Source organism: Myxococcus sp. AS-1-15, from assembly GCF_020037055.1.
In the GTDB taxonomy this organism is placed as follows: Bacteria; Myxococcota; Myxococcia; order Myxococcales; family Myxococcaceae; genus Myxococcus; species Myxococcus fulvus.
The window spans coordinates 303,023-329,543 of sequence record NZ_JAIQDF010000003.1 but is presented as its reverse complement, the minus strand read 5'-3'; the positions used below and the strand labels follow the sequence as shown (position 1 = coordinate 329,543).

Annotated in this window: 24 protein-coding genes; 12 read left to right on the top strand and 12 right to left on the bottom strand. The window is 70.4% G+C overall.

Translation table 11 applies throughout. The features are described from left to right. Positions 1–10: 10 nt before the first annotated feature. From K8625_RS10810 to K8625_RS10800, 3 genes are all read right to left on the bottom strand, one after another. Positions 11–580 carry a protease gene (locus K8625_RS10810; RefSeq protein WP_223782662.1) on the bottom strand — a complete coding sequence of 190 codons (570 nt, stop codon included), beginning with the start codon at positions 578–580 and terminating at the stop codon, positions 11–13. A gap of 120 nt (positions 581–700) precedes the next feature. Then, positions 701–1,807, bottom strand: a complete 1,107-nt coding sequence (locus K8625_RS10805) for a M35 family metallo-endopeptidase (RefSeq protein ID WP_223746978.1) — start codon at positions 1,805–1,807, stop codon at positions 701–703. A 489-nt stretch (positions 1,808–2,296) separates the two neighbouring features. Further along, on the bottom strand, positions 2,297–2,788 hold the full coding sequence (locus K8625_RS10800; protein ID WP_223746979.1) for a peroxiredoxin: 492 nt from the start codon (positions 2,786–2,788) through the stop codon (positions 2,297–2,299). Between the two features lie 429 nt (positions 2,789–3,217). On the opposite strand from K8625_RS10800, the gene K8625_RS10795 reads away from it, so the two are divergent. The 7 genes from K8625_RS10795 (at position 3,218) to K8625_RS10765 (ending at position 8,260) form a co-directional block, all read left to right on the top strand. Then, positions 3,218–3,640 (top strand): PTS sugar transporter subunit IIA, encoded by a 423-nt coding sequence (locus K8625_RS10795; RefSeq protein WP_223746980.1) that lies wholly within the window; start codon positions 3,218–3,220, stop codon positions 3,638–3,640. 33 nt (positions 3,641–3,673) lie between these two features. Continuing rightward, entirely contained in the window at positions 3,674–4,159 is a 486-nt protein-coding gene (locus tag K8625_RS10790; RefSeq protein WP_046716356.1) for a PTS sugar transporter subunit IIB, read from the top strand. Positions 4,160–4,163: 4 nt separating this feature from the next. Continuing rightward, positions 4,164–4,883: a PTS sugar transporter subunit IIC gene (locus tag K8625_RS10785; protein ID WP_223746981.1), complete on the top strand. Its 720-nt coding sequence runs from the start codon at positions 4,164–4,166 to the stop codon at positions 4,881–4,883. Then, complete coding sequence (locus K8625_RS10780; protein ID WP_141327233.1) at positions 4,880–5,647, top strand: PTS system mannose/fructose/sorbose family transporter subunit IID; 768 nt, start codon at positions 4,880–4,882, stop codon at positions 5,645–5,647. The genes K8625_RS10785 and K8625_RS10780 overlap by 4 nt, the downstream gene beginning before the upstream one ends. Before the next feature lie 21 nt (positions 5,648–5,668). Continuing rightward, positions 5,669–5,947: an HPr family phosphocarrier protein gene (locus K8625_RS10775; protein ID WP_141327235.1), complete on the top strand. Its 279-nt coding sequence runs from the start codon at positions 5,669–5,671 to the stop codon at positions 5,945–5,947. Positions 5,948–5,993: 46 nt separating this feature from the next. After that, positions 5,994–7,814, top strand: a complete 1,821-nt coding sequence (ptsP, locus tag K8625_RS10770) for a phosphoenolpyruvate--protein phosphotransferase (protein ID WP_223782661.1) — start codon at positions 5,994–5,996, stop codon at positions 7,812–7,814. An 86-nt stretch (positions 7,815–7,900) separates the two neighbouring features. Next, the gene (locus K8625_RS10765) at positions 7,901–8,260 is read left to right on the top strand and encodes a hypothetical protein (RefSeq protein WP_223782660.1); all 360 of its coding nucleotides are present in this window, start codon (positions 7,901–7,903) and stop codon (positions 8,258–8,260) included. A 12-nt stretch (positions 8,261–8,272) separates the two neighbouring features. Here K8625_RS10765 and K8625_RS10760 read toward each other — a convergent pair whose 3' ends face one another. The 5 genes from K8625_RS10760 to K8625_RS10740 form a co-directional block, all read right to left on the bottom strand. Beyond that, on the bottom strand, positions 8,273–8,758 hold the full coding sequence (locus K8625_RS10760; RefSeq protein WP_255665582.1) for an MgtC/SapB family protein: 486 nt from the start codon (positions 8,756–8,758) through the stop codon (positions 8,273–8,275). Between the two features lie 33 nt (positions 8,759–8,791). Continuing rightward, on the bottom strand, positions 8,792–9,391 hold the full coding sequence (locus K8625_RS10755; protein WP_223782658.1) for an MXAN_6521/LA_1396 family lipoprotein: 600 nt from the start codon (positions 9,389–9,391) through the stop codon (positions 8,792–8,794). A gap of 86 nt (positions 9,392–9,477) precedes the next feature. Continuing rightward, the gene (locus tag K8625_RS10750; RefSeq protein WP_223782657.1) at positions 9,478–12,156 is read right to left on the bottom strand and encodes an RND family transporter; all 2,679 of its coding nucleotides are present in this window, start codon (positions 12,154–12,156) and stop codon (positions 9,478–9,480) included. Positions 12,157–12,267: 111 nt separating this feature from the next. Continuing rightward, positions 12,268–14,403: a site-specific recombinase gene (locus K8625_RS10745; protein WP_223746986.1), complete on the bottom strand. Its 2,136-nt coding sequence runs from the start codon at positions 14,401–14,403 to the stop codon at positions 12,268–12,270. A gap of 108 nt (positions 14,404–14,511) precedes the next feature. Next, a complete protein-coding gene (locus tag K8625_RS10740; RefSeq protein WP_141327244.1) occupies positions 14,512–15,087 on the bottom strand; it encodes an ABC transporter substrate-binding protein in 576 nt (191 codons plus the stop codon). Positions 15,088–15,318: 231 nt separating this feature from the next. Here K8625_RS10740 and metK point away from each other — a divergent pair, with 231 nt between their 5' ends. Continuing rightward, positions 15,319–16,497, top strand: a complete 1,179-nt coding sequence (gene metK / locus K8625_RS10735) for a methionine adenosyltransferase (protein ID WP_223746987.1) — start codon at positions 15,319–15,321, stop codon at positions 16,495–16,497. Positions 16,498–16,589: 92 nt separating this feature from the next. Here the strand turns inward: metK and K8625_RS10730 are convergent, their stop codons facing one another. Further along, positions 16,590–17,414, bottom strand: coding sequence for a penicillin-binding transpeptidase domain-containing protein (locus K8625_RS10730; RefSeq protein WP_223782656.1), 825 nt, complete (start codon positions 17,412–17,414; stop codon positions 16,590–16,592). Between the two features lie 320 nt (positions 17,415–17,734). Between K8625_RS10730 and K8625_RS10725 the strand changes: the two genes are divergently transcribed. Further along, on the top strand, positions 17,735–20,395 hold the full coding sequence (locus K8625_RS10725; RefSeq protein ID WP_223782655.1) for a CHAT domain-containing protein: 2,661 nt from the start codon (positions 17,735–17,737) through the stop codon (positions 20,393–20,395). A gap of 45 nt (positions 20,396–20,440) precedes the next feature. Then, on the top strand, positions 20,441–21,097 hold the full coding sequence (locus tag K8625_RS10720) for a hypothetical protein (protein WP_223782654.1): 657 nt from the start codon (positions 20,441–20,443) through the stop codon (positions 21,095–21,097). A gap of 76 nt (positions 21,098–21,173) precedes the next feature. Here K8625_RS10720 and K8625_RS10715 read toward each other — a convergent pair whose 3' ends face one another. Beyond that, positions 21,174–22,973 (bottom strand): TIGR02996 domain-containing protein, encoded by a 1,800-nt coding sequence (locus K8625_RS10715; RefSeq protein ID WP_223782653.1) that lies wholly within the window; start codon positions 22,971–22,973, stop codon positions 21,174–21,176. Positions 22,974–22,983: 10 nt separating this feature from the next. After that, positions 22,984–23,454: a YchJ family protein gene (locus K8625_RS10710; protein ID WP_223746991.1), complete on the bottom strand. Its 471-nt coding sequence runs from the start codon at positions 23,452–23,454 to the stop codon at positions 22,984–22,986. A gap of 126 nt (positions 23,455–23,580) precedes the next feature. On the opposite strand from K8625_RS10710, the gene K8625_RS10705 reads away from it, so the two are divergent. Together K8625_RS10705 and K8625_RS10700 are read left to right on the top strand one after the other, a co-directional pair. Next, positions 23,581–24,474 (top strand): undecaprenyl-diphosphate phosphatase, encoded by an 894-nt coding sequence (locus K8625_RS10705; RefSeq protein WP_046716342.1) that lies wholly within the window; start codon positions 23,581–23,583, stop codon positions 24,472–24,474. A gap of 19 nt (positions 24,475–24,493) precedes the next feature. Next, positions 24,494–25,105 (top strand): CoA pyrophosphatase, encoded by a 612-nt coding sequence (locus K8625_RS10700; RefSeq protein WP_082165458.1) that lies wholly within the window; start codon positions 24,494–24,496, stop codon positions 25,103–25,105. Here the strand turns inward: K8625_RS10700 and K8625_RS10695 are convergent. Further along, positions 25,102–26,520 (bottom strand): MBOAT family O-acyltransferase, encoded by a 1,419-nt coding sequence (locus K8625_RS10695; RefSeq protein WP_223746994.1) that lies wholly within the window; start codon positions 26,518–26,520, stop codon positions 25,102–25,104. The two genes, K8625_RS10700 and K8625_RS10695, sit on opposite strands and share 4 nt — an antisense overlap. Position 26,521: the final 1 nt, after the last annotated feature.

Sequence of the window (26,521 nt, the reverse complement as noted above, 5' to 3'; positions counted from 1 at the left end):
CGGCTCCGGGTCAGGTCACCGTCACTTCGATGTCGGGGCAGTCCACCGCGGTGTCGTGGAACTCGCCGTTGAGGGCGGGCACCTTCGCCGCGTCCGTGGTGACGTCCATCAGCGGGCCCTCGAAGTGGATGCGGTAGGTGCCCGGCGTCTGGACGCCATACACCTGCGCCACGTCGACACTGCGCTCCTCCGACGCGCCCGGGGCGAGCGTGGCGTAGGAGGACGCGTCCGGCGGCCCGCGCTTGACCATGGGGCCCAGGTAGGGCTGCTCCGTGGCGGAGCCCGCGAGCGTCACCTTGAAGAAGTTGTTGCGGACGCCCTCCAGCGGCGTGTGCCACTTGAGCACGTACACCGGCTGCTCGGAGGTGTTGGTGAGCTTGAAGAGCACCTCCACCGGCTCGCCCGCCTTCACCTGGGCGGGCGCGCTCAGCGAGCACTCCAGCGTCTTCCTCGCCATGGCTGTCGTCTCCTCGGGCCGCGCGTCGACTGGCGGCGGCGCCTCTTCCTTGCGGGCCGCGCAGCCCGCCACGGCGATGGCCGCGGTCAAGAGCGCGATGCGACCTGCGTGTGCGTGCTTCATGTGTTGGACCCTCCGCCCTTCGCTCCGGGAGCGCGAGAGGCGCGCCCCTCGACAAAAAAGAAAGCGGGGACGCCCGGCCGCGCCCCCGCTTCCCCTTCACATCATGTCAACGGCGCGCTGTCACGGCAGCGCGGGCGTGTTCTCCGCGAAGTACTCGTGGCTGTCCGCGTTGTCGCGGGCGCGCGCGGAGTTGGACGTGGCCAGGCTGCGGCAGGCGCTCTGGCCGTAGGCGTGGTCATCCGTGTCCGCCACCACGGTGAAGTGGCTCATCTCGTGGACCAGCGTGCCGCCCTTGGAGTCGGTGCCGGACATGGGCGCGCTCCAGAAGGCGTTGCACACGTAGATGCGGTAGTGCCCGTTCTTGTAGACGTACGCGTAGGCGCTGTCCGTGCAAGCGCAGTCGACGACGACGTTCTTCGTGTCGAACGCGTTCTTGATGGCCGCGAAGTGCGACCGGATGGTGGCCACGTTCGTCGCGGTGTTCGTGCCGAACCATGTGGTGTAGCGCTGGCCGATGGTGCCGTTCAGGTAGTTGACGGCGCCGTTCGTCATCGACTGCGCGGTGGTGAACGCCGTCGACACCGTGGAGGCCGGGCGCGAGCCCGTGCAGCTCGACGTGGACAGCGCCTGCGCGGAGACGGTGTCGTTGCCCCAGGCGACGGGCGGCTGGAACTGACGGCCCTCCACGAACACGCTCAGGCTGTCGGAGGCCAGCTGGGACAGGCCCTGGTGGCCCTCGTCCGAGTGGTGGCCCTCCGAGTCGTAGCGGATGCTGTAGCTGCCCGTCTTCGCGAAGTCGTAGATGGTGGCCAGGTCCACCGTGTAGGAGACGCTCTCTCCGGCCGCCAGGCGCAGGAAGTCCGTCGTCGCCGGCGTGGCCCACTTGTAGTGACGGCCGTTGTACTCCGCCTTCTGCCCGTCCACCGTCACCTGGAACAGGTCCTCCTTGATGCCGTCCGTCGGCGTGTGCCACTTGAGCACCCGCACCGTGTCCCGCGACACGTTGGTGAGCGTCACCTGCACGTTGACGCCCTCGCGCGCCGCGTAGGACTGGCTCGGCACCGACAGCTTCACCGCCACATCGCCCGCGACCGCGTCACGCGCGCTCTCGCCGGCGGTGGGCGTTTCTCCCGCACGCTCGTCCGGCGCACCACACGCCGCCAACAGCGACACGCTGACAACGGCACCCATCCACCCATTGAGGCGACCACCTGAGCTGAAGCTCATGTCGGGGACTTCCTTTCGGGGATTGCTTTGGGGAGTGACTTCGCGGAGCGCGCGGCGGTCCTCATTCGGAGAATGCGGTCCTGTCGCGCTATCCAGCTTATAGCTCCGTTCACTCCACCCCGTCCAGGCCCGACATGTCGGGTGGCTACGGGCGCGCGTAGGCGACGAGCAGCGCCACCATGCCGACGGCGTACCCGAGCACCACGGGGCCGAGCGCGAAGAGGACGGCGTCGTAGAGGCTTTCAGTCTGGGTGTTCATGGCCTGGGTTCCTTGCGTGGCGCCGCGCGTCCATCGCGTGGCACCCGGACCCATGAGCAAGGCGTGGGCCATGACCTGTCCGGGCGGGAAACCCCATGCACTTCGCGCGGTTGAAGCGGGCCCGGGGGGGCGCGCGCCATCAGGGCCCGCGCAAGGTGTTCGCGCCTGGGACGCGCGCGTGCGGCCGCGGTATCGGCCCTCACGCGCGCGTGCAGGGGTTGCGTCGTGGCTCAGGGAGAAGCGGCGCTCTTGGAGGCGAGCGAGCGGACGAGCTCCAGCGCGCGGCGCACATGCTCGCCCACGCGAAGCTGGGATTCGAAGCTGTCCTGGACGATGCCCTGGCGGTCCACCACGAAGGTGACGCGGCCGGGCAGCATGCCGAGGAACGACGCGCCCACGCCGAAGGCCTCGCGCGCCTGACCCTTCTCGTCGCTCAGCAGCACGAAGGGCAGGCGGTGCTTGGCGGCGAAGCCCTGGTGGGACGCCACCGAGTCGCCGCTGATGCCCACCACCTCCGCGCCCGCCGCGACGAAGTCCTCGTACTGATCTCTCAACCCGCAGGCCTGCACGGTACAACCCGGTGAGTCGTCGCGCGGGTAGAAGTAGACGACGAGCACCTTCTGCCCCACCAGGTCCTTGAGGCGCACCGGCTGGTTGCCCGCGCCCGTCAGCGTCACGTCCGGCAGCACATCGCCCTGCTTCAGCAGCTTGTTCTTCGCCACGCTTGGCTCCTCCCGCACGCACCCGGTGCTACAGCCCCGTGCCGTCGACGCGTCAGTCAACCATGCCCCCGAGGGAGGGGCGAGCTTGCGGACGAGCGCCAACACGCACGGGGTGCACAGCCTGTCCCCTCGCTTTCCGAGAGAGCGCGTGGGCGCGGTGTCACGCGCAACCGCGCCGCACGCATCCACGATACTTCCACCGCATCTGAATCAGCGTGGGGGCGGCGGGTGTTGCTCCCACGTCCGGCAGGCGACAGCCCTGCGCGCGGCCGGACCCGAAATTTCGGGCACGGGAAGCAATGGCGTCTTACCTTTCGAGACAAGACGTGAGAGCTTAGCTACGGGTACAGGGCGGAAACTTTCGCCGAGGTTGCGCAAGATGCCGTTCAGGCGTAGGACGCAGCCTCGGGGGGTTGGTCAGGAGTGAACATGGTCGGCCTCGTCGTCGCATCGCACGGGCGTTTGGCGGAGGAGCTGGTCTCCACCGCGGAACAGATCGTGGGGAAGCTCCCCGCGGTGGCAACCTGCAACATCGAGCCGGGGACTCCCGTCGAGGACCTCCGCGCGAAGATGAAGCAGGCGGTGTCGCGCGTGGACACGGGTGATGGCGTCATCATCCTCGCGGACCTGTTCGGAGGTACGCCCTGCAAGGAGTCGCTGATGATGTGTCAGCGCATGAACCTGGAGGTCCTGGCGGGCGTCAACCTGCCCATGCTCCTCAAGGCCAACTCGCTTCGCTCCGAGCAGATGACCCTCCCGGAGATGGCCAACCAGCTCGCGTCCTATGGTCAGCGCAACATCACCTGTGCATCCGCCCTGCTTCGCGAGGCCCAGCAGCAGCCGCGAACTTGACCAAGTGGCGCGGGTCGGCGATTCGAGACGGCTGTGATCACCCTGGTCCGCGTCGACAACCGCCTCATCCACGGCCAGGTCGTCGAGGCCTGGCTGCCGCACCTCAAGGTCTCCCGCGTCGTCGTCGCGGATGACGAGGCTGCCTCCAGCCCGCTCATCCGCGCCGCCATGGCGCTCGCGGTGCAGAGCGCCATCGAGGTGCAGATCCTCCCCCTGTCCCAGGTGGACTTCGCCGCCCTGTCCAAGGACGGGGTGCGCACGCTGGTGCTCCTGCGCGACGTGGCCTCGGTGCCCTTCGCGTACGCGCACGGGCTCTCCCTGGGCGAGCTCAACCTGGGCAACGTGCACTTCGGCACGGGGCGCCGGCAGGTGTCCCCCTCCGTGTTCCTGGCCGAGGCGGAGCTGCGCACGCTGCAGCAGCTGGCCGAGCAGGGCGTGCGCGTGGAGGCCCGAGCCGTCCCCGCGGAGAAGCCCGTGGAGCTGCCGGACCTCTCCGAGCGGTGGGTGAAGGCCGGGTGAACACGTGAGCGTCCTCTGGACCCAGGTGGCGCTCGCGGGGTTGTGGGGCGGACTGGTGGCCGTGGAGCGCAAGGCGTTCCTGCAGGCCATGCTGTCGCGCCCATTGGTGGCCTCCACCGTGATGGGGCTCTTGCTCAACGACGTGCCCTCGGGCCTGGGCGTGGGGCTGCTCCTGGAGCTGTTCTTCCTGGGCACCGCCAACCTGGGCGCGTCCCTGCCGGAGAACGACACGCTGGCGGCCACCGCCACCAGCGCGGCGGCGTGCACGATTACGCTCGCCTCGGGCGCGGGCTCCACGCCGGCCATCTGGTCGCTCGCGGTGCTGCTGTTCATCGGCATGGGCCGGGTGGGGCGGCGCGCGGACCGGCTGTTGGAGGGCTACTCGGCCCGGCTGGCGCGCGTGGCGCTCGCCTCCGCGGAGGCCGGCAACCTCACGCGCGCCATGCGGCAGAACCTGTGGGGCATGTGGCCGCACTTCGTGGTGTACGGCGTGCTGACGGCCCTGTGCGCGCTCGCGGGCTTCTTCGTGGAGCCGGCGCTGCAGTCGCTGCCGCCCATGCTGGTGCGGGGGCTGGCGTGGGCGTGGCCGGCCATGGCCTCGGTGGCGGCGGCCATCGCGGCGCAGGGCAGCCACGCCCGGAAGGCGCCCCTGTACGCGGCCCTGGGCGCGGCGGCGGTGACGGTGGCGGTGGTGCTGTACGTGCTCCAGGGGCATGACGCGTGAGCGCTCCGGACACCACGCTTCCCTGGGGAGTGCTGCTGCGCGTCTTCATGCGCTCGCTCTTCCTGCAGGCGTCGTGGAACCCCAAGGGCATGCAGAACCTGGGGCTGGCCTACGCGGTGTTCCCCGCGCTCGAGTGGCTGTACGCGGCGGGCGCCGCGCGCGAGGAGGCGGTGCGCCGGCACCTGGTCTTCTTCAACACGCACCCCTACGTCGCCGCGGCGATTGTCGGCGGCGTCGTCTTCCACGAGGAGCGCATCTGTCGGGGGGAGGAGACCCCGGACAAGGTGGTGGCCTTCAAGGCGGCGCTGATGGGGCCGCTGGCGGCGCTGGGGGACGGGTTCTTCTGGCTGTCGCTCAAGCCTGCGGCGGGCGCGGTGGGGGCGGCGCTGGTGCCGCTCTTGGGCCTGTGGGCGGTGCCCGTCTTCCTGGTGCTCTACAACCTGGTGCACCTGCTGCTCCGGGTGAGGCTGTACTGGCTGGGGCTCACCCTGGGGGACCGGCTGGTGGAGGCGGTGGCGAAGGCCAACCTGCCGGCCCGGGGGGCGCGGCTGCGGACGGTGGCGGCGCTGTGCGCCGGCGGGCTGGCGGCGTGGCTGGCGGTGTCCTTCGGGGCGAACGCGGGCGGGGCGCACGCGCCCTTCCTGGCGGCCGGGTGTCTGGCCCTGGGGGTTGCATCCTACGTGCTGGTCAGCCGTCGGGTGCCCAACTACGTGGTGCTCTACCTCGCGGCGACGCTGGCCTGCGCGGCGGGTGCCTTCCTTTAAGACGAGAGGTAGGAGTCGCGAATGGCAACGGTGGCCGAGGGAACATACGAGATCATCAACGAGCTGGGGCTGCACGCCCGGGCCGCGGCGCAGATGGTCAAGGTGGCCAACCGCTTCAAGAGCGACGTGCTCATCGAGGCGCAGGGACAGCGGGCCAACGCCAAGTCCATCATGGGGGTGCTGATGCTGGCGGCCGCCCAGGGGGTGCAGGTGAAGCTGACCTGTAAGGGAGATGACGCCGACGCGTGTCTCCAGGAGCTGGCAAAGCTCATCGCCGACCGTTTTGGCGAGTCCAAGTGACGGATGACAATGCAAATGCGGTAGGACGGGGAGGGAACAAAGACACGTGAGCAGCCAGGCCACTCCCACACTGAGGTTGATGGGCATCGGCGCCTCACCCGGCGTGGCGGTCGGCCACGCCTTCATCCTGGACCGGAAGCGCATCCGCACGCCCAAGCTGCGGCTGGCGGAGGCGGAGGTCGAGCCCGAGCGGATGCGGATGAAGACGGCGGTGGACCTGTCGGACCGCCAGCTCGCCGAGCTCAAGGAGCAGATTACGCGCACCGAGGGCAGCGACCACGCGCTCATCCTCGAGGCGCACCGGCTGATGCTCCACGACCCGATGCTGGTGGACGCCGTCAACCAGCTCATCGTCGAGGACCGCATCAACGCCGAGTGGGCCGTCCGGCGGGTGGCCCGCAAGATAAAGCACCTGTTCGACAACATCCCGGACGAGTACTTCCGCGAGCGCCGCTCGGACGTGGACTACGTGGCGGACCGCATCATCCGCAACCTGATGGGCCAGGTGGTGGACGAGGAGGTGGAGGTCCCCGCAGAGGCCATCGTCGTCGCGCATGATTTGCCGCCCGCGGACGCGTCGCTGATGGCGCGCAGCGGCCGCGTGGCGGGCTTCGTGACGGACCTGGGCGGTCAGACGAGCCACACCGCCATCGTCGCCCGCGCGCGGGAGACGCCCGCGGTGGTGGGCGCCGGCCGCGCCAGCGAGCAGATCTCCCCCGGGGACCTGGTGGCCATGGACGGCACCCGGGGCATCATCCTGGTGAACCCCACGGAGGAGCAGCTCCAGAGCTTCCGCGAGGAGCAGCGCCGCCACCAGGAGGCCGAGCAGCTGGCGCTGGCCACCAAGGACCTGGAGGCGGTGAGCACCGACGGCTTCCGCATCCGGCTCAACGGCAACATGGAGTTCCTGGAGGAGATTCCGTCCCTCCTGGCGCACGGCGCGGAGGGCATCGGCCTGTACCGCACCGAGTTCATGTTCCTGGACCGCAAGACGGCGCCCACGGAGGAGGAGCACTACCGCGCCTACCGGCAGGTGCTGGAGGCCATGGGCGGCAAGCCCGTCACCATCCGCACGCTCGATTTGGGCGGCGACAAGGTGCCGGGCAAGACGAAGCACGAGAAGGAGCCCAACCCGGCGATGGGCCTGAGGGCCATCCGCTACTGCCTGTCCAACCGGGAGCTGTTCCGCGTCCAGCTGCGCGCGCTCCTGCGCGCCAGCGTGCACGGCAACCTGCGGCTGATGTTCCCCCTCATCTGCGGGGTGAGCGAGCTGCGCGAGGCCCGCAGCGAGCTGGAGGCGTGCCGCACCGAGCTGGGCCGCGCGGGCGTGCCCGTGGGCAAGCGCTTCCCGGTGGGCATCATGGTGGAGACGCCCAGCGCGGCGATGATCGCCGACCGGCTGGCGCAGGAGGCGGACTTCTTCTCGGTGGGGACCAACGACCTCATCCAGTACTCGCTGGCCATCGACCGCCAGAACCGCGAGGTGGCCTACCTCTACCGTCCGCTGCACCTGTCGGTGCTGCGCATGCTGGAGACCATCGTCCACGCGGCCAAGGCGGCCAACATCCCCGTGTCCATGTGCGGGGAGATGGCGGGAGACCCGCTCTACACGCTGGTGCTGCTGGCGCTCGGGTTCGACGAGCTGTCCATGACGTCCGGGCAGATTCCGGCCGTCAAACGCTTCCTGCGCCGGGTGGGCCGCAAGGACGCGACGGAACTCCTGCGCGAGGCGATGGAGCTGACCACCGCCGAGGAGATCGAGCGCTTCATGCGCACGGAGATGGACCGGCGCTTCGTCGACACGCCGGAGCCCGCGGCCGCCCACGAGTCCCCCGGCGACACGCCGTCCGGACGCACCACGGGCTGAAGCCCGCCTCGCACTCCCTGGAGCGCGAGGCGAGGGCCCGGCTGCCCGCCCGCCGGGCAGGGGCCCCGTGCCGTAGGAGGGCGGGCATGCCCAACTTCCAGGTCGGCACCGGACTTCGGGAGGCGGGTGTGTTCAATCCAGCGGACATCCAGAAGGGCATGACGGCCAGGGACAGGGACGGGGAGAACCTGGGCCTCATCACCGCCGTGGACGCGGCGGGGTTCCTCATCGAGAAGGGCAGCTACTTCCCGCGCGACTACCGCGTGGCCTTCTCCGACGTGACGGACATCGACCGCGACGACGTGTACCTGCGCGAGGACCTGGCCAGCCTGCCCGGCGTCAGGCCGGACGTGCTGGCGGCGCGCGGCGAGGTGGCCCGGCGGCTGCCGCTCCAGCACGACGCCACGGGCGCGCTCGGCGCGGCCCCCGCGGACTGGGACCGGTAGGGCGCGGCCCGCTCACTCCGGGCTCTCGTCCTCCGGGTGCTCGGGGACGCGGCCCTCCACCTTCAGACCCCGGCGGGCGCGGTGCCGGCGGATGGCCTTCTCCAGGGGGCGCAGACCCGCCAGCGCCACCAGGGCGATGACCACCGTGGTGATGGCCGCCCAGTGGAAGCCCATGCCCACCGCCAGCCCCACGGACGCGGTGAGCCACAGGTTGGCCGCCGTCGTCAGCCCCTTCACCTGGCCCTGGTCGCGGATGATGGCGCCCGCGCCCAGGAAGCCGATGCCCACCACCACCTGGCTGGCGATGCGGCTGACGTCCGCGCGCGAGCCCTCCGGCGCGCCCCCTGCCAGGGCCCCCTCCACGAAGACGCTGGAGAGCGTGAAGAGGCACGCCCCCAGCGACACGATGATGTGGGTCCGGAGCCCCGCCGACTGGCCGCGCAGCTCGCGCTCCAGGCCGAGCACGGCGCCCAAGAGCGCCGCGACCCCGAGCCTCATGACGATGAGCTTCTCCTCCACGATGGGAGGAGCCTACTCACCCAGCTCGATTTTCTCGTCCTTGTCCGCTTCCGTCAGTTCGGGATTGGGCAGCGTGTCGAGCGTGGCGGCGAGCAGCTTGGTGGTGGGCACGACGTACGGCGCCACCTCCTCGCCCAGCTCCTGGCTGAACTTCTGCACCCGCGCCGCGTAGTCCTCGTCGCGTGAGCCCCAGCTCCCCGCGGCCTGGGCCGCCCAGACCTCCTCGCCATCACTGCAGCGGAGCAGCTGCGCCTTCACCTCGGCCTCCGCGCCGTCGCCCTTCAACTGGATGGTGGGGTCCAGCCAGAGCACGCCCTCCACGCCCTCGGTGCACAGCTCCTTGAAGGTGGTGTCCGTGGGGCGGCCGGGCAGCGCGACGTTGTCCTTCACGATGAAGTCGCGGTTCTGGTTCACCCACTGGCGGGCGATGAGGCTCCACAGCTCCCCCACCGCGGGCTTCTCGTCCGGCAGGGGCTGCGCCACCACCACCAGCCGCTTGGTCTGCTTGCGGTCCACCTGCGCGTAGTCCGGCCGCACGCGGTGGCTCTTCACCGCCGAACAGCCCGCGAGCAACCCCAGCCCGAGCACGGGCGCCCATCGCATCAGCCTCATGATGTCTCCCTCTCCCGGCCCCCTTTCCTCACGAAGGAGAAGGGGGCCTCGTTACCGCGCGGTTGTGTGACGTCGCTGCCCGCCGCTCAGGCCGCCCGCGTCGAGCCATCCTCGCCGCCGGAGGCGCTGCCCGTGCCGTCGCCCGGCGAGGACTCGCGCTTGCGGCGGTCATGCATGAGCTGCATCACCGCGGCCAGCACGGTGAAGGACACCACCAGCGTGGTGATGAGGCCGATGCAGGCCACCATGCCCATGGAGCGCAGGCCGTTGTGCGCCGCGGCCAAGAGCGCCGCGAAGCCCGCCACGGCCGTCAGCGTGGAGGACGCCACCGCCGCGCCCACGCTCCTGAGCGCCACGAGCGGGGAGGTGCCCTCCAGGAAGCGGTGCAGCAGGTACAGGCCGTGGCTCACCCCGAAGCCCAGGAGGATGGGCAGGATGATGATGTTCATGAAGTTCAGCCGCAGGCCGACGAGCGACATGATGCCCAGCATCATCGCCACGCCCACCCCCAGCGGAATCACGGACGCCAGCGCCAGCTTCGCGTTGCGGAAGTCCAGGAAGTGCATCGCGAGAATCCACAGCGCGGTGAGCACCACCGTGACCTTGCCGTCCCAGAGGACGATGCGCGCCAGCTTCGCGTACAGCTGCGTGGCGCCCGCGGCGCGGAACTCCTTCTGCGCCGTCTGCGTCTTCGGGTCGAAGTCATCCTTGTCGAAGCGGCCCGGGTAGTAGGTGGCGGGGATGGCGCGCGTCTCGTCGGCGAACTGCATCATCTTCTGGCCGTCGAACAGGTCCACGCTCGAGTAGATGAACGTCAGCCAGCCGCGGTTCTCCGGCTGCGCGCTGGGCAGGTTCTGGAACTGGCTCTTGTAGTTGGCCGGCACGCCGTGCACGTCGAAGGGCTTGGCGTCGAGCACCTTCATGAAGAAGGCGGCGTTCTCCTGCATCTCCGGCGGCAGCGCGGCGATGGAGAACCCGCGGGCCTCCAGGTTCGCCATGTCCTGCTTCCACTCCTGCAGCACCTTCTCGTTGGCCTTGGCCGTGGCTTCCGGCGGCACGAAGGTGAAGACGCTCACCACCTGGTCGATGGACGGGTACTTCTCCGGGTGGTCGGTCAGCTCGCGGTAGATGCCCTCCGCCTCGTCCAGGTCCTTGGTGTAGATGGCCATGGGGTCGCTGGAGATGTTGAAGCGGGCGTTGATCTCGTCCTGCAGCAACACCGACGACATGCCGTCGGGGATGAGCGCGCGGGTGTTGTAGTTGAAGCCCACGCCGTGCTTCACGCGCTCGAAGAAGCCCAGGTTGCCCTCGGGGGGCTCGCCCGTGCCGGCCCAGGGCACGGCCGCCGCGCAGATGAGCGCGACGAGCGCGGTGCTCACGCCCAGCACCAGCCCGGGGCGGGGGATGCGCAGCTCCTGGCCGCTGGAGGAGTTGGTCGGCGGCGGCTTCATCTCGCCGATGAGCTTCTTGGGCCACGCCGGGTTGATGCGGCCGAACAGCGCCAGGAGCGCCGCGCTCCACACGAACAGCGTCAGGCCCAGGATGAGCGTGCCGCAGCCGGCCAGGAAGCCGAACTGGGAGAAGCCGCGGAACTCGCTCACCATCAGCACGAAGAACGAGCCACCCGTCACCACCGCGGCCACCGCCGCCGGCCGGCCCGCGTTGACGAAGGCGTCCACGATGGCCTCGTCGTACGGCTTGCCCGCGCCCAGCTCCAGCCGCGTGCGGAAGGTGAAGTGGATGCCGTAGTCGATGCCGAAGCCCATCAGGATGCCGCCCAGGATGGACGTGATCATGTTGAGCTCACCAATCGTCGCGTAGGTGAAGCCCAGCGTGTAGAGGGTGCCAATCACCGTGCCGCTCACCACGATGAACGTGGGCGCCAGCTTCCGGAAGAAGACGATGGTGATGAGGAAGATGGTGACCAGCGCGATGATGGTGACGGGCTCGAGCGACTCCTCGATCGCGAACGAGTCATCCACCGTCGTCTTGTACGAGCCGGTGTAGCCGTAGGCGATGGTCTTCGCGTCGCCCATCAGCTTGTAGTCCTCGACGAGCTTCGGCTTGCCGTCCTGCGCGGAGTACGCGGCCAGGTCCTTGTTGAGCTTGTCGAGGTAGTCCTTCGTCTTGCCAATCTCCGTGGTGTCCCACATCGGCTTGATGAGGATGAGCACCATCTTCTTGTCGGCGGAGATGTTGTAGTCGTCGCGGATGCTCTTCTTGCCGACGGACGAGTACTTGTCGACCAGGTCCTGGAGGTTCAGCTCCACGGGCTTGGTGGCGCCCATGTCGATGTAGAAGGGGTTGCTGCGGCGCAGCTTGTCCTCGAGGAAGGCCATGATGCGGCGCTTGCCCTCCACCAGGTCCTCCGTCTTCACGAAGAGGACCATGTTCTGCTGGATGAACTCGACCGGCAGCTTGTAGCTGACGGTGCGCACGTGCTCCTTGTCCGCCTGGAGCATGCCGGCGATGTCGTCCGCCGTGCGCTTCATGGCGGCCTCGTCCGTCGAGCGCAGGGCCAGCATCAGGAAGCCGCTGCCGCCCACCATGTCGATGACCTGCTTGACGTCCTTCACCTCCTGGAGGTCCTGGGAGATGAGGTCGAGCTGGTTCGAGTTGATGCGCAGCTGCAGCGTGGCCCAGGTGGACACGGCCAGCAGCGTCAGCAGCACGGCCAGGACGGTGCCGGGCCGGCGGACCAGGAGCCTCGCGAAGCTGTAGGCGAAGCGAGAATGGGAGTTCGGGTTTCGAGGAGCGCCGCTCATTCGCGGCGACCCTAGCGGCAAACGCCCGGCCCCGGAAGCGCGGCATGACCTGCCCGGCCGGCTCCCGGGCCGCGAGGAAGGGCCGCTCGGACCCTGGGAATAAACGCCCCGTCAGGAGCCGCCGTGCTCCAGGGCGGGGGCCGCCGGGGGCTCCCCGGGGGGCAGGAAGAAGGAGCGGGGGGCCGAGAGGAAGCGGGCCACGACCGCCCGCAGGAACGGCAGGGCCTCCGCGGTGGGCACGTCGCGCGCGCGAACGGCCACCCCCAGCGCCAGGCTGAACGACACCGCGAAGTTGATGACCCCGATGAGCCCCACGCCCACGAGCGCCCACAGGAAGTCCGGCTGGAGCACCCCGTGCGGGCCCAGCGCCGCGCCCGCCATGGCCAGGCCGCCGAGCGCGAAGGTGACGTGGCGGATGTCCAGGGGCAGCCCCACGAAGCGCCCCAGTATCGTCATCAGCGCCAGGAGGAAGCCCAGCGTCACGTTGGCGCCCAGACCCGACGCCGCGTGCGCCAGCCCCTCCGCGAGCCGGTGCGCGCCCCGCTCCCCGAGCAGCCTGCGCGTCAGTCGGTGGTGCGCGAGCGCCTCCGGCAGCCGCCGGTACACCACGAAGTTCTCCAGCCACCCGCCCGCCACGCTGGACAGCCACAGCAGCACGCCGGTGAGGGCCGCGTACAACAGCGCGCCGCTCTTCCACGGGTGCATGGAGGCCACCGTGGCCTGGGCCTTGGCGGGGCTCAAGAACGGCTGCCCCGTGGCCACCTGCCACAGCAGGGCCAGCACCACGGCCGCGGGCAGCACGCAGCCCAGGTTTCCCGCGAAGGCGGCCAGCTGGGAGCGGGTGATGCGCGGGATGATGTCCACCAGGCTGGAGAGCCGGTCCCCCCGCGCGCCCTCGCCGATGGCGCCCGCCAGCGTGGCCGCCGTGACGGAGGGCTGCTTGGTGGCCAGCGTGAAGCCCAGCGCCTGGATGAGCAGGAACGCGACCGCGTAGTTGAGGCCCACGCCCAGGAACGCGAAGAGCGGGGCCAGCGGCAGCGTGGCGAGCAGGAACTTGCTGGCCACCGCGACGGCCGTCACCAGTCCGCCGCCCGCCGCCGAGTGCACCATGGCGTGGAACTCCGGGCGCGTGGTGGTGATGTAGTGCTCTCCCGAGTGGCCCGCGCGCTCGATGATCTTGCGCGCCAGCATCCGCACGTTGCGCCGCGCCAGCTCCACCACGGAGCGGTCCGCGTGCGCCCGCCGCAGCAGGTCCGACAGCAGGCCCAGCGCCTCACGCCAGCGCGGCTCGCCCCGGGGCGCGCCCAGCACCCGCGCGATGGCCTCCATGCGCTCCAGGCTCCGGCGGATGCGCTCCAGCCGGTACACCAGGTCCACGCTGACGCCCGCCTCCTCCAGGTGCCGCGACACGCTGCCCACCACCCGTCGGCAGTCGTCCACGCACGTGCTCAGGTCCCGCAGGGTGTCCTGGGCCGCGTCGCGCGCCAGCACCGCGTCGCACACCAGCCGCAGCCGCAGGAAGGGCGAGGCGCGCAGCGAGGTCTCCGGCGTGCGGTCCCTCACGTCCTCGGTGGTGCCCAGCGCCGCCGTCTGCAGGGCCAGGAGCAACAGCGCGTCCATCAGGTCCGCGCGCACGCGGGCGCCCGGCTGGGGCATGGGGGGGCGCGGCTCGCCCACCAGCGCGGACAGCTTCGCGAGCAGGGCGGGCGACAGGTGGGCGAGCCACACCGCGTCCTCGGGCACGGGGAACAGCCGCAGGAGCAGCTCCGACAGCTTGCCGGGCTCGGGCGGCGCGGGCAGCACCGCCCGGGCCAGCCGGTCGGACGCCTCCGCGAAGAAGCCCTGGCCCGCGGGCAGCCCCACCTGGGCGAAGAGCTTCAGGCCCCGGCTGCCGTCGCACACGCCGGACACCAGGAGGGTGAGGCTCGCGCGCATGGCGGGCTCGCCCTCCAGCACGCGCACCATCAGCGCAAGCCTCGCGTCCGCGGGGGGCTGCTGCGGCTCGGTGTCGTCCACCAGGGCGTGCGCGGGGAGGCGCTCGCGCAGCCACGCCATCCACCGCTCCACCCAGGTGAGCCGTGCCTCCAGGCCCTCCTCGGGGACGTCGCGCAAGAGCCGGTACAGGTCGCGCACGGCGGGGTGGCCCGGCGCGCGGGGCGCGTACTGCATGCAGAACGCGTCCACCTCCCGCTCGGAGGGGCCGTGCTGGGAGCGGCTCGGAGGTGCAACGGAGTGGGAGGCGGTCATCAACCAGGCCAGAGGGGGAGGGACAGACTACGCCAGCCCGGCATCCCCTCGGAACCCCTCCGGCGACCAGGAGCCTGGTGGCCTGGTCGCCGGGAGTGGGCGCGGCGGCTACTTCTTCGCCAGCTCCTGCCGCATGCGGCCCAGCAGCAGGTCCCACCCGCCCTGCTTGAGCAGCGGCTGCACCTGCGTGTCGCGGATGTCCTGGAGCATGGAGGAGCCGAGCACCGTCACGTCGACCACCTTCCACGCGGCCGCGTCCTTCACCAAGCGGTACTTCAGCTTCATCTCCTGCGTCTTCAGCGGGTGCTTGATGAAGACGACCGAGTCCACCGTGGCCTCGCCGCCGTTCACCTCGGCGGGCGAGTAGACGATGTCCTCCAGCGACTTGAAGTTCTCGCGCACGCGCGGGAAGGCAATCTTCGCGAACAGGCCGTGGAAGAGGCTGACGAACTCCTTGCGCTGCTCGTCGGTCCCCTTGGACCACTCGTCGCCGAGCAGGTACTTGCCCTGCTCCTCACCGCCGAAGAGCTTGAGCGCGGCGGCGTCCCGCTCGTAGCGCACGGACGACACCACCGTCTTCACGGGCTTGACGACCGGGTCGTCCTTCTTCGGCGCCGCGGCGGCCGCGGGCAGTGCGAAGGCGAAGGCGACCAGGAGGGAGAGGGTACGGAAGCGGGCGTTCATGTCGGGCGAGTCCTCCAACGGGATTGCTCGGCGTTCTGTTAGCCCAGGAGAACGTCGGGCGCCTCGCGAAATTCATCCCCATGCGGGCCGAGGGCTTCTGGCCATGCCCGTTTGCCCAGGGGGCGCCCGCGAATGTGCGGGCATTGATGGCTGTTTGACTCCCCCAGGACCACACTTTAGTGTCCTGCCCTTCGCGCGTCGTCTGCGCCTCCTTCTCTCTACAGAGCCGACATGCCTACCGACTTCCTCTTCACGTCTGAATCCGTCACCGAGGGCCACCCGGACAAGATCGCCGACCAGATCTCCGACGGTGTCCTGGATGCCATCATCGCCAAGGACCCCCAGGCCCGCGTCGCGGTGGAGACGCTGGTCAAGACGGGCCTGGCCATCGTCGCGGGTGAGGTGACGACGAACACCTACGTGGACATCCCGCGCATCGTGCGCAGCACCATCTGCAAGATCGGCTACACCGACAGCTCGATGGGCTACGACGGCAACACCTGCGGCGTGATGGTGGCCATCGAGGGCCAGAGCCAGGACATCGCGCGCGGCGTGGACAACAAGAAGGACCAGGGCGCTGGTGACCAGGGCATGATGTTCGGCTTCGCGTGCGACGAGACGCCGGAGCTGATGCCCGCCCCGCTGCACTACGCGCACGCGCTCACGCGCAAGCTCGCCGACGTGCGCCGCAAGCAGCACGACTGGCTGCGCCCGGACGGCAAGAGCCAGGTGACGGTGGAGTACCGCGAGGGCCGCCCGGTGCGCATCGACGCGGTGGTGGTGTCCACGCAGCACTCGGAGGAGATCTCCAACAAGCGCATCCAGGAGGCCATCCGCGAGGACGTCATCGCGAAGGCGCTCCCCAAGAAGCTCATCGACAACAAGACGAAGTTCTTCATCAACCCCACGGGTCGGTTCGTGGTGGGTGGCCCCATGGGCGACTCGGGCCTGACGGGCCGGAAGATCATCGTCGACACCTACGGCGGCATGGGCCGTCACGGCGGCGGCGCGTTCAGCGGCAAGGACCCGTCCAAGGTGGACCGCTCTGCGGCGTACATGGGCCGCTACATCGCGAAGAACGTCGTGGCCGCGGGCCTGGCGCGTCGTTGCGAGGTGCAGGTGTCCTACGCCATCGGCGTGGCCGAGCCGGTCAGCGTGATGGTGGAGACGTTCGGCACCGCCACCGTCCCGGAGGAGCGCATCGCCAAGGCCATCCGCCAGACGTTCGGCCTGCGTCCGCGCGAAATCACCGAGGGCCTGGACCTGCTGCGGCCCATCTACCAGAAGACCGCCGCGTACGGTCACTTCGGCCGCTCCGAGAAGGAGTTCACCTGGGAGCGCACCGACCGCAAGGACGCCCTGCGCGACGCCGCCAACAGCACCAGCTCCCGCCGCCTGAAGGCGGTCTGAGGTCGCTGACACACCCGGCCGTCACGGTCGGGGCTCGACGCGGGCCGCTTCCCGGATGTGGGGGCGGCCCGTCGTCTTTTCCAGGCGTCGTGTCAGAGCAGCCCTTGCGCCTGGAGCGCATCGATGGCGGCGGGGAGCGCGAGGTTCTTCGACGGGGACTTGCTGCCCGGCGCCTGCTTCACGGCGCTGACGAAGACGTGGCGTCCCTTGGGGGAGGACACGTGCCCCACCAGCCACATCACGTCCCCGTCCTTGGCGTCCTGGTGCCAGCCCGTCTTCGCGCTGAGGGTGGCGTGGTCCTTCCAGGGGCCTCCCAGGTTGAGGCCGTCACGCACGCTGGCGACGGTGTCGGGGCCGTGGACCAGCGTGGCCTGGACGGCCTCGAGGACGCGGGGGCTGACGAGGAGCTGGCCCCGGTACATGCGCGCGAGGAAGTCGAGCTGCGCGTCGGGGGAGATGCGCAGCGGGCCGCCGAGCCAGAAGCGGGTGATGTCGCCGGAGGCCTTGCGGTTGCCGTAGTCCAGGCGCATGAGCCATTGCTCCAGGCGCTCGCGGCCAATCTGCTTCGCGGTGCCCTGGAAGACCCACAGCGCCGAGCGGCGCATCGCGGTGTCGAGCGTCTGGTCCTGGTTCCACATGGCGATGGCGTGCTGGGTGCCGTCCCACTTGCGCACCTCGTCCGTGCTCGACACGACGCCGGTCTCCAGGGCGATGAGCGCGTGGGGCACCTTGAAGGTGGAGGCCGGGACGAGCGGCGTGGCGCACAGCTTCGCGCCGTTGCGTGTGACTTCGCCGGAGTCCAGGTCCATCACGAGGAAGCAGCCGGGGTGCTTGGGCGTCTTGGGCGGTGCCGCGAGCGCGCTGGTGGTGACGAGGAGGAAGACGAGCACTGCGCGGAGGGAGCGGCGGCGGGACATGGGACTCCTGGGCGATGGGGGCGCTGCTGTGTCGGGCGTGCGCTTGGAGCAAGGTGTGGGCCAGGAGGACCCGCCTGGGACGGAGTCGTGCGCGTGGTTGGAGGGCCACACGGGTGCGGTGATTCGTCCGCACCGCCGTGGTTCGAAGCGGCGTAGCGTGTGACGGGAAGATTCTGGCGACCCGTCGTTGAGCGGGCATGGGCTGCCAGGGCACATACGCGGGGAGTTCGCCGGTGGATGCAGGGTCCGGGTCCTGGATTCCGAGGCCGAAGTCGGCCGTTCTCGTGGCGTTGGTGGTGGTGGTGGGAGGCGCGGCACTCATGGCGGGCTTGCGCTCGCGCCGCGGCGCTCCCGTGTCGCCCGAGCTGTTCCTCACCAGCGCCCCCGTGCGCATGCTCGAGGCCCGGGTCAGCTATCCGGGCGCGGACGTGTATCGGCCCTATGGGCCTCTGCGCTCGGCGGCGGACGCGGGCCGCGCGGCTCCGGCGCCCCTGAGCGAGCTGGCGCGACTGGAGTCCGAGGGTGACATGCACGGTCTCGCGGCGGCCTATCTGGTGCGCCGCAACGCGGAGATGGCCGCGCCCTATCTCGCGAAGGCGGGCACCTCGCCGGACGTCGCGAGCGACCAGGCCATCATGGCGCTGGACCGCGGTGACTCGGCCTCCGCGCTCGCGCTGCTGGAGGGGGTGCTCGCCTCGCGGCCCACGCATGCACAGGCCCTGTGGAACCGCGCGCTGGTGCTGCGGGACCTGGAACTCTGGGCGCTGGCCGCGCAGTCATTCGACGCGGTGGCCGCGCTGGGCGAGTCCGGCTGGGCCCAGGAGGCGACCTCTCGCGCCCAGGCCGCGCGCGGTCGGCTGCGAGGCACCGAGGACTGGCGAAAGACGTCGACGTGGGGCCAGTCCCTCATCGTGGACGGAGCGCGCGTGCCCGATGACGTGCTCCGCGCACAGCCCGGCATCTTCCGCATGTACTTCTACGAGGCCCTGCGCGCGGCCCCCACCGTGGAGCGCGTGCGCGCCCTGGAGCCGATGGCCGCGACGCTGGACGCGCACCCGGGCGGCACCGCCCTGCGCGCGGCCCTCCAGTGGACCCTGACGCGGGACTTCCAGCTCCGCGCGCCTCTGGCCCGTCGCTATCTGGAGCTGTACCGCACCCATCAGGTCTCGGGCGGTTTCGCCGCGTTCCTCGAGGACGTGCGTCGCGCCGGAGAGCAGGACCTGTTCCTGGGCGCGCTCGTTCGTGAGAGCAAGGTGGCGGACCACCTGGACGAGGTCTCCCGGCTCGTCGCGAAGCTCCAGGACCCGTGGTTCACGCTGCTCCTGGAACACGAGCGCGCACTGCAGGCCATCTCCCGAGGCGAGCTGCTCCAGGCCGAGCAGCTCCTGCTGAGCGCGGCGGCGCGGTGCCAGCAACACCCGCTGGGCTATCGCTGCATCCCCATCGAGTCCGACCTGGGCGACCTCTATCGTCAGCTCCACCGGTTGGCCGAGGCCCAGCGTCACCTGCTGGCCGCGCGTGCGCTGTACCGCGCGGACCCGCGCTGGGGAGAGGCGCAGCTCCTGCTCCAGCTCGGACAGCTCGCGCGCTACCAGGGCGATGCGGCGCTGGCCCGCGGCTACCTGGATGAAGCGCTGGCCCAGCGTCCCGACGACTGCACCATCCGTCACTTCGTCCGCGCCAACGATGCACTCGCCTTGCTGGAAGCGTTCTCCGTGGAGAGCGCGCAGGCCCGCATGCGCGAGGCGCTCGCGTGCAAGACGCCCCTGCTGTTGTCGGGCGCGAAGACGCTGGCGGACCTGGCCCGGCTCCAGCCGGACTCCGCGCTGGACGCGCGCCTCGTGCAGGGCCTGGCGGAGCGACGCCAGAAGGGGAACCTCACGCCGGGCGAGTCCGCGCTGCTGACGCACATCGAGGGCCGCTATGTCGTGGAGCGCGACCGGCCGCGCGGCGAAACCCTGCTGCGCCAGTCCATCGCCGAGGCCGCGAAGCTGCCCGCCACCAGCGTGGATGCCCGCAAGGCCCGCGCGTACAGCTACACGTCGCTGCTCTTCTCCTCCGCCAAGGCGGGCGAGTACGAGCAGGCGTGGCGCCTCTTCGGTGAAGAGGTGGGCGGACAGCTCCCCGGGCGCTGTGTCCTGGCCGTCACCACGGACGTCGAGCGCACGTTCGTGCTGGTGCGAGGCCCGGAAGGTCAGCTCGTCGGTCACCACGACGCGAGCCGCAGGGCCCCGCTGCACGACGAGCTCCGGGGGCTCATCCCCGACGCGATGACGGACCTGCTGCGCGCCTGTCCGGCGGTGGAGGTGGTGGCGCGCCCGCCGCTCCATGGTCGCGCGGGGCTGCTGCCGGAGGACCTCGCCTGGGCGTACCACTCGGTGCGCGCGTCGCCCGTCGCGTCCGGTACGCGGACGCCTCGCCGCCTCGTCGTCGCCGACGTGCAGGCGCCCGAGGCGCTGGGCCTGCCGATGCTCGGAGGCTGGGCGGGGCTGCCCGGAGACGAGGCCACGATGCTGCTCGGACGCCAGGCCACGCCGTCCCGCGTGCTGGAGGCGATGACGGACGCGACGCAGATCGAGGTCCACGCCCATGGGCTGATGAATCCGGACGTGTCCGAGGCCTCGTTGCTGGTCCTGTCGCCGGAGCCGAGCGGCCGCTACGCGCTCACCGCCGGCGAGGTGCGCGGGACGAAGCTGCGCGGCCAGCCGCTGGTCATCCTCGGCGCATGTCGGGCCGCGCATGGCGCCGCGTGGACGTACGAGCGCTTCAGCCTGCCGGTGGCCTTCCTGGACGCGGGCGCGAGCACGGTGCTCGCGGCGACGGTGGATGTGCCGGACGCGGAAGCAGGACCTTTCTTCAATGCCGTGAGGGAGCGGATTCAGCACGGCGAGCGCGCGGCCAACGCGCTGAGGGACGTGCGGATGGCCTGGATGAAGCGAGACCCACGCAGCTGGGTGCGCTCCGTCCTGGTCTTCGATTGACGGCGGGATGGGCCCGCCTGGATGGACTGGAGGGGGAACGACGATATGAAGACCTCGAAGAAGCTGATGATGTGTGTGCTGTTCGTGGGTGCCTTGACGGGATGCCGCACGCTGGGCTCGCGGCCGACGCCGAGCCCCTCGTGCCCGGAGGTGGCGCCGCTGCCGAAGGTGCCGACCATCCAGGCCCTGCCTCCCAACGCGGAGCTGCCCGAGGGCGCCACGCAGGTGGTCGTCGGACTGTGCCGCAGGACGGGCCAGTACCTCGCGCTGGGCGTCGCTCCCGAGCAGGGGCGCTTCGCGTACGCGGTGGCGGGCAGCCGGGGGACCAGCGATGCGTTCTTCGCGCGCGTCCAGCGGCTCGGCCTGCCGATGACGGTGTTCAGCGCGCCGGTGAAGCTGCGCAAGGGCGGCTCGGTGGGCAGCTCGGCGGTGGACACGAGCTCCGACCCGCAGCAGGGCAACCCCCAGGAGGACAAGGATCCGACGGAGGGGCCGACGTACGACCCCTGCATCAATCAGCAGGACGAGATTGGCGACAAGCCGCCGCCGGACCCGACGGACGAGGGCGGCGCCGCGCCCACGGTCCCCAACTCGTTCGCGAGCCTGGCCTGGCAGACGGCCAGTGCCATCGACGCGGCCTCGGACCCCGCGCCGGAGAAGCCGGACACCACGTCGCCCACGGGCTCGACGGTGCCTCGGTAGTCAGGTGAGTCGAGGCGAGGAGCCCGGACCGTGCACCGGGCTCCTCGCGGCGGGGGGACGAGCCGTGTCCCGTCCCTCACTCCGCGAGCACGCCATCGAGCTCGCCGACCCGTCGCAAGACCTCGTGCCTCGCCGCCGTGCGGAGCCGATGGTCCAGGATGAGCTTCGAGCGCTTGAAGGGGTCGAGCCGGTCGATTCGCTCGAGCCCCGCCAGGAGGTCATCGCGCACGAGCTCCTCGTGGGGCTCGTTCATCGCGGTGGTGAAGAGGTGGACCTCGTGCCTCCCCTCGGGTCCACGCACGAAGCGGAAGCCGCAGCTCCAGTCCTTGGAGTCGTTGCGTACCAGCCGGAGCGTGAGGTCCGGGACCTTCAGCCTCGGGACGAGCGGGATGAGGGCCAGCGCCTCCGCGGCGGAGGGGCCACTGACGTAGACGCGGAGCTGGAGACGCTCCAGCCTGTTCACGAGCGGTGACTCCAGGAATCGAGCGGCCCACCAGGGGAAGGCGAAGAGGTCCAGGTGGCGCAGCGAGGGGAACGCGCTGGGGTCCTGGGCCAGCTCCACCCATTGGTCCAGCGCGCCACGCATCGCGAGGGACTCGAGCCCGGGCCGCTTCGCCAGGTCCTGGGTCCTCACATCGCTGTTCACGAGCGAGCGCAGCGATTTCATCACCGGGTCCGTGGTGACGTCGTAGTCCCCGCGACCTTCCAGGTGCTCCACGGTGGCCCAGAGCGGATGACCCGCCGTCTTCTGGATGGCGCTCCGCAGGGCGCTCGAGTTGCCCTGCTTCAGCGCGGCGTGGGACAGGAAGCCCCGCGTGAAGACGCAGTCGGGCTTGAGCACCTCGTCGAGCGGACCGAGCAGCTCCTTGCGCGCGTTCTTGAGAAGCTCCCGCTCGCGTTTGCGCTCGGCGGTGGTGAGCGACCGACGCGTGGCCTCGAGCTGCAGGGCGATGAGCTCGCCGCGCGGATGGCCTTGCTCCAGCAGCACATCCGCCAGCACCGCGCGCGCCTCGTTGTCTCCTGGCTCCTCCAACACCCGCGCGAGCAGCGCCTCCGCGTCCCCGCCCTTCCTTGGCGCGACAGGCTCCGCCCCCCGCGGCTCCGCGTCGATAGGGAGGACGGCCCCGTGGGCCGCATTGGAGTGTTCGCCCACGGCCCAGGTCTTCCCTGGCGCGACGGGCTCCGCCCCCCGCTGCTCCGCGTCGATAGGGAGGACGGCCCCGTGGGCTGCTTTGGAGTGTTCGCCCACGGCCCAGGCCTTCCGAGGCGCGACGGGCTCGGCCTCCCGCATCTCCGCGTCGACGTGGATGATGGCCTGGTGGTCCGCGGCGGAGAGCTCACCTTCGCGGGCCGCGGCGTCGAGCTGGGCGCGAATCCGGTCGACGTGGCTCGCGAAGAAGGCCTCGGCGTCGTCCTCCACGTCGTAGCCCTTGCGCGCCTTCAGCACCGTGCTCGCGGCACGAGCATCCCGGATGCGGCGCGCCAGGGGCGCAAGCCTCGTCCAGAAGGGACGCGCGCCAGTGCTGGTGAAGGGAGGCTCCGCGAACTGGCTCGCGACCCAGCGGTCGATGCGCGGGTCCTCGGGCCAATCCGCGAGCGTCTCCAGTCGGGGCCTCGCCTTCACCGAGCCCTTGTCGAGCAGCGCCGCGAGCAGCGTCGTGAGCGTCGCGGCATCCCGCCTCTCGGCGAGCGCGTCCCAGTCCTTGGGTGCGGGCAGGTCCCTCGCGAGCTTCTTGCCCAGTCCGACGATGCGCTCGGCCAGCACCGTGTGGGGCGCTGCGCGCCAGCGCGTGAGCAGGTTCTCCAGGACACCCGCCCAGTCCCCCTGCTTCGTGGCCTCCTCCAGCGCGGGCGACTTCTTCGGCGCGGCGGGCATCGAAGACCTCCTACCGGGGGAACGTCGCCAGGGTAAGGGACTCGGGAGGGACGGTCAGCTCGCGGAGCATCAGGGTGTGCCCGGACAGGTAGCGCCAGCCGACACCGTCATGGCGGAAGTCCGAGCGCTCGACGAAGGAGCGCTCCTTTCCCTTCTCGAACACCTTGGCGAAGAAGAGCACCTGGGCGTTGCCCTGGGCGTCCGGCGCCTGTCGGTCCATCACCACCAGCTTGGGGAACTGGTGCCCCTGGGCGAAGACGCGCAGCTCCCGCACCACGTCGGCCTCGGGCCGGGCGCGGTCCGGGTGCTGGGGGTGGAGTGTCTTCCACAGGTAGGCGGCCTCGCGCTGGGCGAAGGCGCTGTAGCGGCTGCGCATCAGCCGCTCGGCGTCGGGGGCTTCCGCCTCGCCCTTGTGGAAGGGGGCGCAGCACTCGCGGTAGCGCAGGCCGGAGGAGCAGGGGCAGGGTGGGGCAGGGGGCATGTCTCGGGAGGGGAGCCTACCTGGACCGGCGGGGGGGCGGGAGCACCGCATGCTCTGCGAGCCACACACGCACAGGAACGCCCTTGCTGGCGGCGGTGTCCGGGCATACATCCCGGGACCGCGCCTATGAGCCTGATTGAAGCCATTGTCCTGGGACTGGTCCAGGGTCTCACGGAGTTCCTGCCCATCAGCTCCACCGCCCACCTGCGCATCGCGCCGGAGCTGTTCGGCTGGAAGGACCCGGGGGCCGCGTACTCGGCCGTCATCCAACTGGGCACGGTGGCCGCCGTGCTCATCTACTTCCGCAAGGACATCGTCTCCCTCGTCACCGCCTTCTTCAAGGGCCTGGCGAAGCGCGAGCCCTTCGGCACCGTCGAGTCGCGCCTGGCGTGGTTCGTCCTGGTGGGCACGCTGCCCATCGGCCTGTGCGGCCTCGCCTTCAAGAAGGCCATCGAGACGCAGTTCCGCTCGCTCTACGTCATCTCCGGCAGCCTCATCATCCTGGCCATCATCCTCTTCGTGGTGGAGAAGCGCGCCTCCCACAAGCGGACGCTGGCGGACATGACGTGGAAGGACGGCATCCTCATCGGCCTGTGGCAGGCGCTGGCGCTCATCCCGGGCTCGTCGCGCTCGGGCACCACGCTGACGGGCGGCCTGTCGCTCGGCCTCAAGCGCGAGGACGCCGCGCGCTACTCGTTCCTCTTGTCCATCCCCGCCACCACGCTGGCGGGCATCTTCGAGCTCAAGCACCTGTTGGAGGCCACCGAGCGGCCCAGCGCCGTGTCGCTCTGGGTGGGCACGCTGGTTGCGTTCGCCTCGGGCATGGCGGCCATCGCGTGGTTGTTGAACTACCTGCGCTCGCGCACCACGCTGGTGTTCGTGGTGTACCGCGTGGCGCTGGGCGTGCTGCTGCTGGTGCTGCTCCAGATGAACGTGCTCAAGCCGCTGTCGGGCGTGGAGAACGTGGACGTGCCGCCCGAGCCGGGCAAGCAGCAGCTCGAGAAGCAGATCACCGACTGAGTCGCGGAGGCGTGGCGTCGTGAGCGTGGAGTCGTTGTTCCAGGCGGTGGAGGCGCGGTTGTCCACGCGCCCCGCGCGCAGCGTGGACCTGCCAGGGCTGGTGCTGCGCGAGGCCTCCGTGCTGGTGCCGCTGTTCGAGCGCGACGGCGTGCCCCACATGGTGTTCACCCGCCGCCCGGCCACGCTGCGCACCCACGCCAACCAGTACAGCTACCCCGGCGGAGGCCGCGACGCGGAGGACCTGACGCCGCTGCACACCGCGCTGCGCGAGACGGAAGAGGAGCTGGGCATCGACCGGCGCGGCGTGCGCGTGCTGGGCATGCTGGACGAGGTGCCCACCATCTCGCAGTACCGCGTGCGGCCCTTCGTGGGCGTGATTCCGGGGGACGGCCGCTACACGCCGAGCCCGGAGGAGGTCGCCTTCATCCTCGAGGTGCCGCTGGCGCGCCTGCTGGACCCGGCCATCCTGCGCGTGGAGCGCAAGGAGGTCTTCGGCGCGGAGCGGGACTTGTACTTCTACACGTACGAGTCCCACGTCATCTGGGGCGCCACCGCGCGCATCCTCCGCGACTTCCTCACGCAGCTGTCGCAGGTGCCGGACTTCGAGTCGTTCCTCGGCGCGCGCGGCTAGAACTGCAGGTAGACGTACGGCCGCGCCTCCACGGACGCCAGGTGGCGGATGCCCAGGCCGAGCACCACGAGCGCCATCGCGCGCACGGGCACCGGCATCCGGACGAACGCCTCCGAGGCCACCGTGTACAGCTTCATCGGCACCACGTGGAAGAACACCGCCGCGGCCAGCATGCCCCACACCAGCGGGCTGACGTTGGCGATGCCCGGCACGCCCGCCATCATCCGCGCGTAGAACTCCCCCGCGTCCGTCATGGAGTGCGCGCGGAACACCACGCGCGTGAGCACCACCAGCGTGAAGGTGGCCAGCATGCCCGCCGCGACGCGGGGGATGCCCGGGTTCTCCGGCTTGCCCACCGACCACTCCCAGCAGCGCGTCAGCCCCAGCGCCACGCCGTGCACCGCGCCCCACACGGCGAAGCGCCAGTCCGCCCCGTGCCACAGGCCGCCCAGCACCATCACCGTCATCAGGTTGAAGAGCACGCGCGGCTTGGACACGCGGTTGCCGCCCAAGGGCCGGTACAGGTAGTCCCGGAGCCACGTGGACAGGCTCATGTGCCACCGGTTCCAGAACTCGCCCACGTTCTTCGCCAGGTACGGCCGGTTGAAGTTCTCCGGGAACTTGAAGCCGAACAGCGCCGCCACGCCCAGCGCGATGTCCGAGTAGCCCGAGAAGTCGTAGTAGAGCTCGAAGGTGTAGGCCACCGCGGCGACGATGCACTCGGCGGAGGCGTACTTCTCCGGCGCGGCGAACACCGGGTCCACGATTCCGCTGCCCAGCACGTCCGCGATGACCAGCTTCTTCACCAGGCCCACGGCAATCCGGAACATCGCCCGGCCGCCGTCCTCGGGCGTCAGCGTGGGCACGTCGCGGAAGCGCTCGAGCAGCTCCGACGCGCGGATGATGGGACCGCTCACCACGCGCGGGAAGAACAGCATGTAGAGCAGGTGCTCGAGGAACGAGTGCTCGGAGCTGGCCTTCCCCCGGTACACGTCCACCGTGTAGCTGATGGCCTGGAAGACGTAGAACGACAGGCCCAGCGGCAGAATCAAATCGAACGGCGTCTCGCGGACGTGGATGCCCCACGAGGCGGGAATCAGCGAGAGCGCCGTCTGACGGAGCAGCTCCAGGTACTTGAAGCCCGCGAGCAGCCCCAGGTTCGACACCACCGACAGCGTGACGAGCAGCTTGCGCACGCCGGGCGACCGCGCGCGGCCCATGCCCTTGACGAGCACATGGTCCACCGTGACGCCCGCCAGGAAGATGAGCAGCGGGAAGGGCGTGAAGGCCGTGTAGAAGAAGACGCTGGCGCCCAGCAGCACCAGCATGCGCGGCCAGTAGTGACGGTGCACCGCCCAGTAGAGCGCGAACACCGCGATGACGAACACGAGGTACTGGAGGCTGTGCGACAGCACG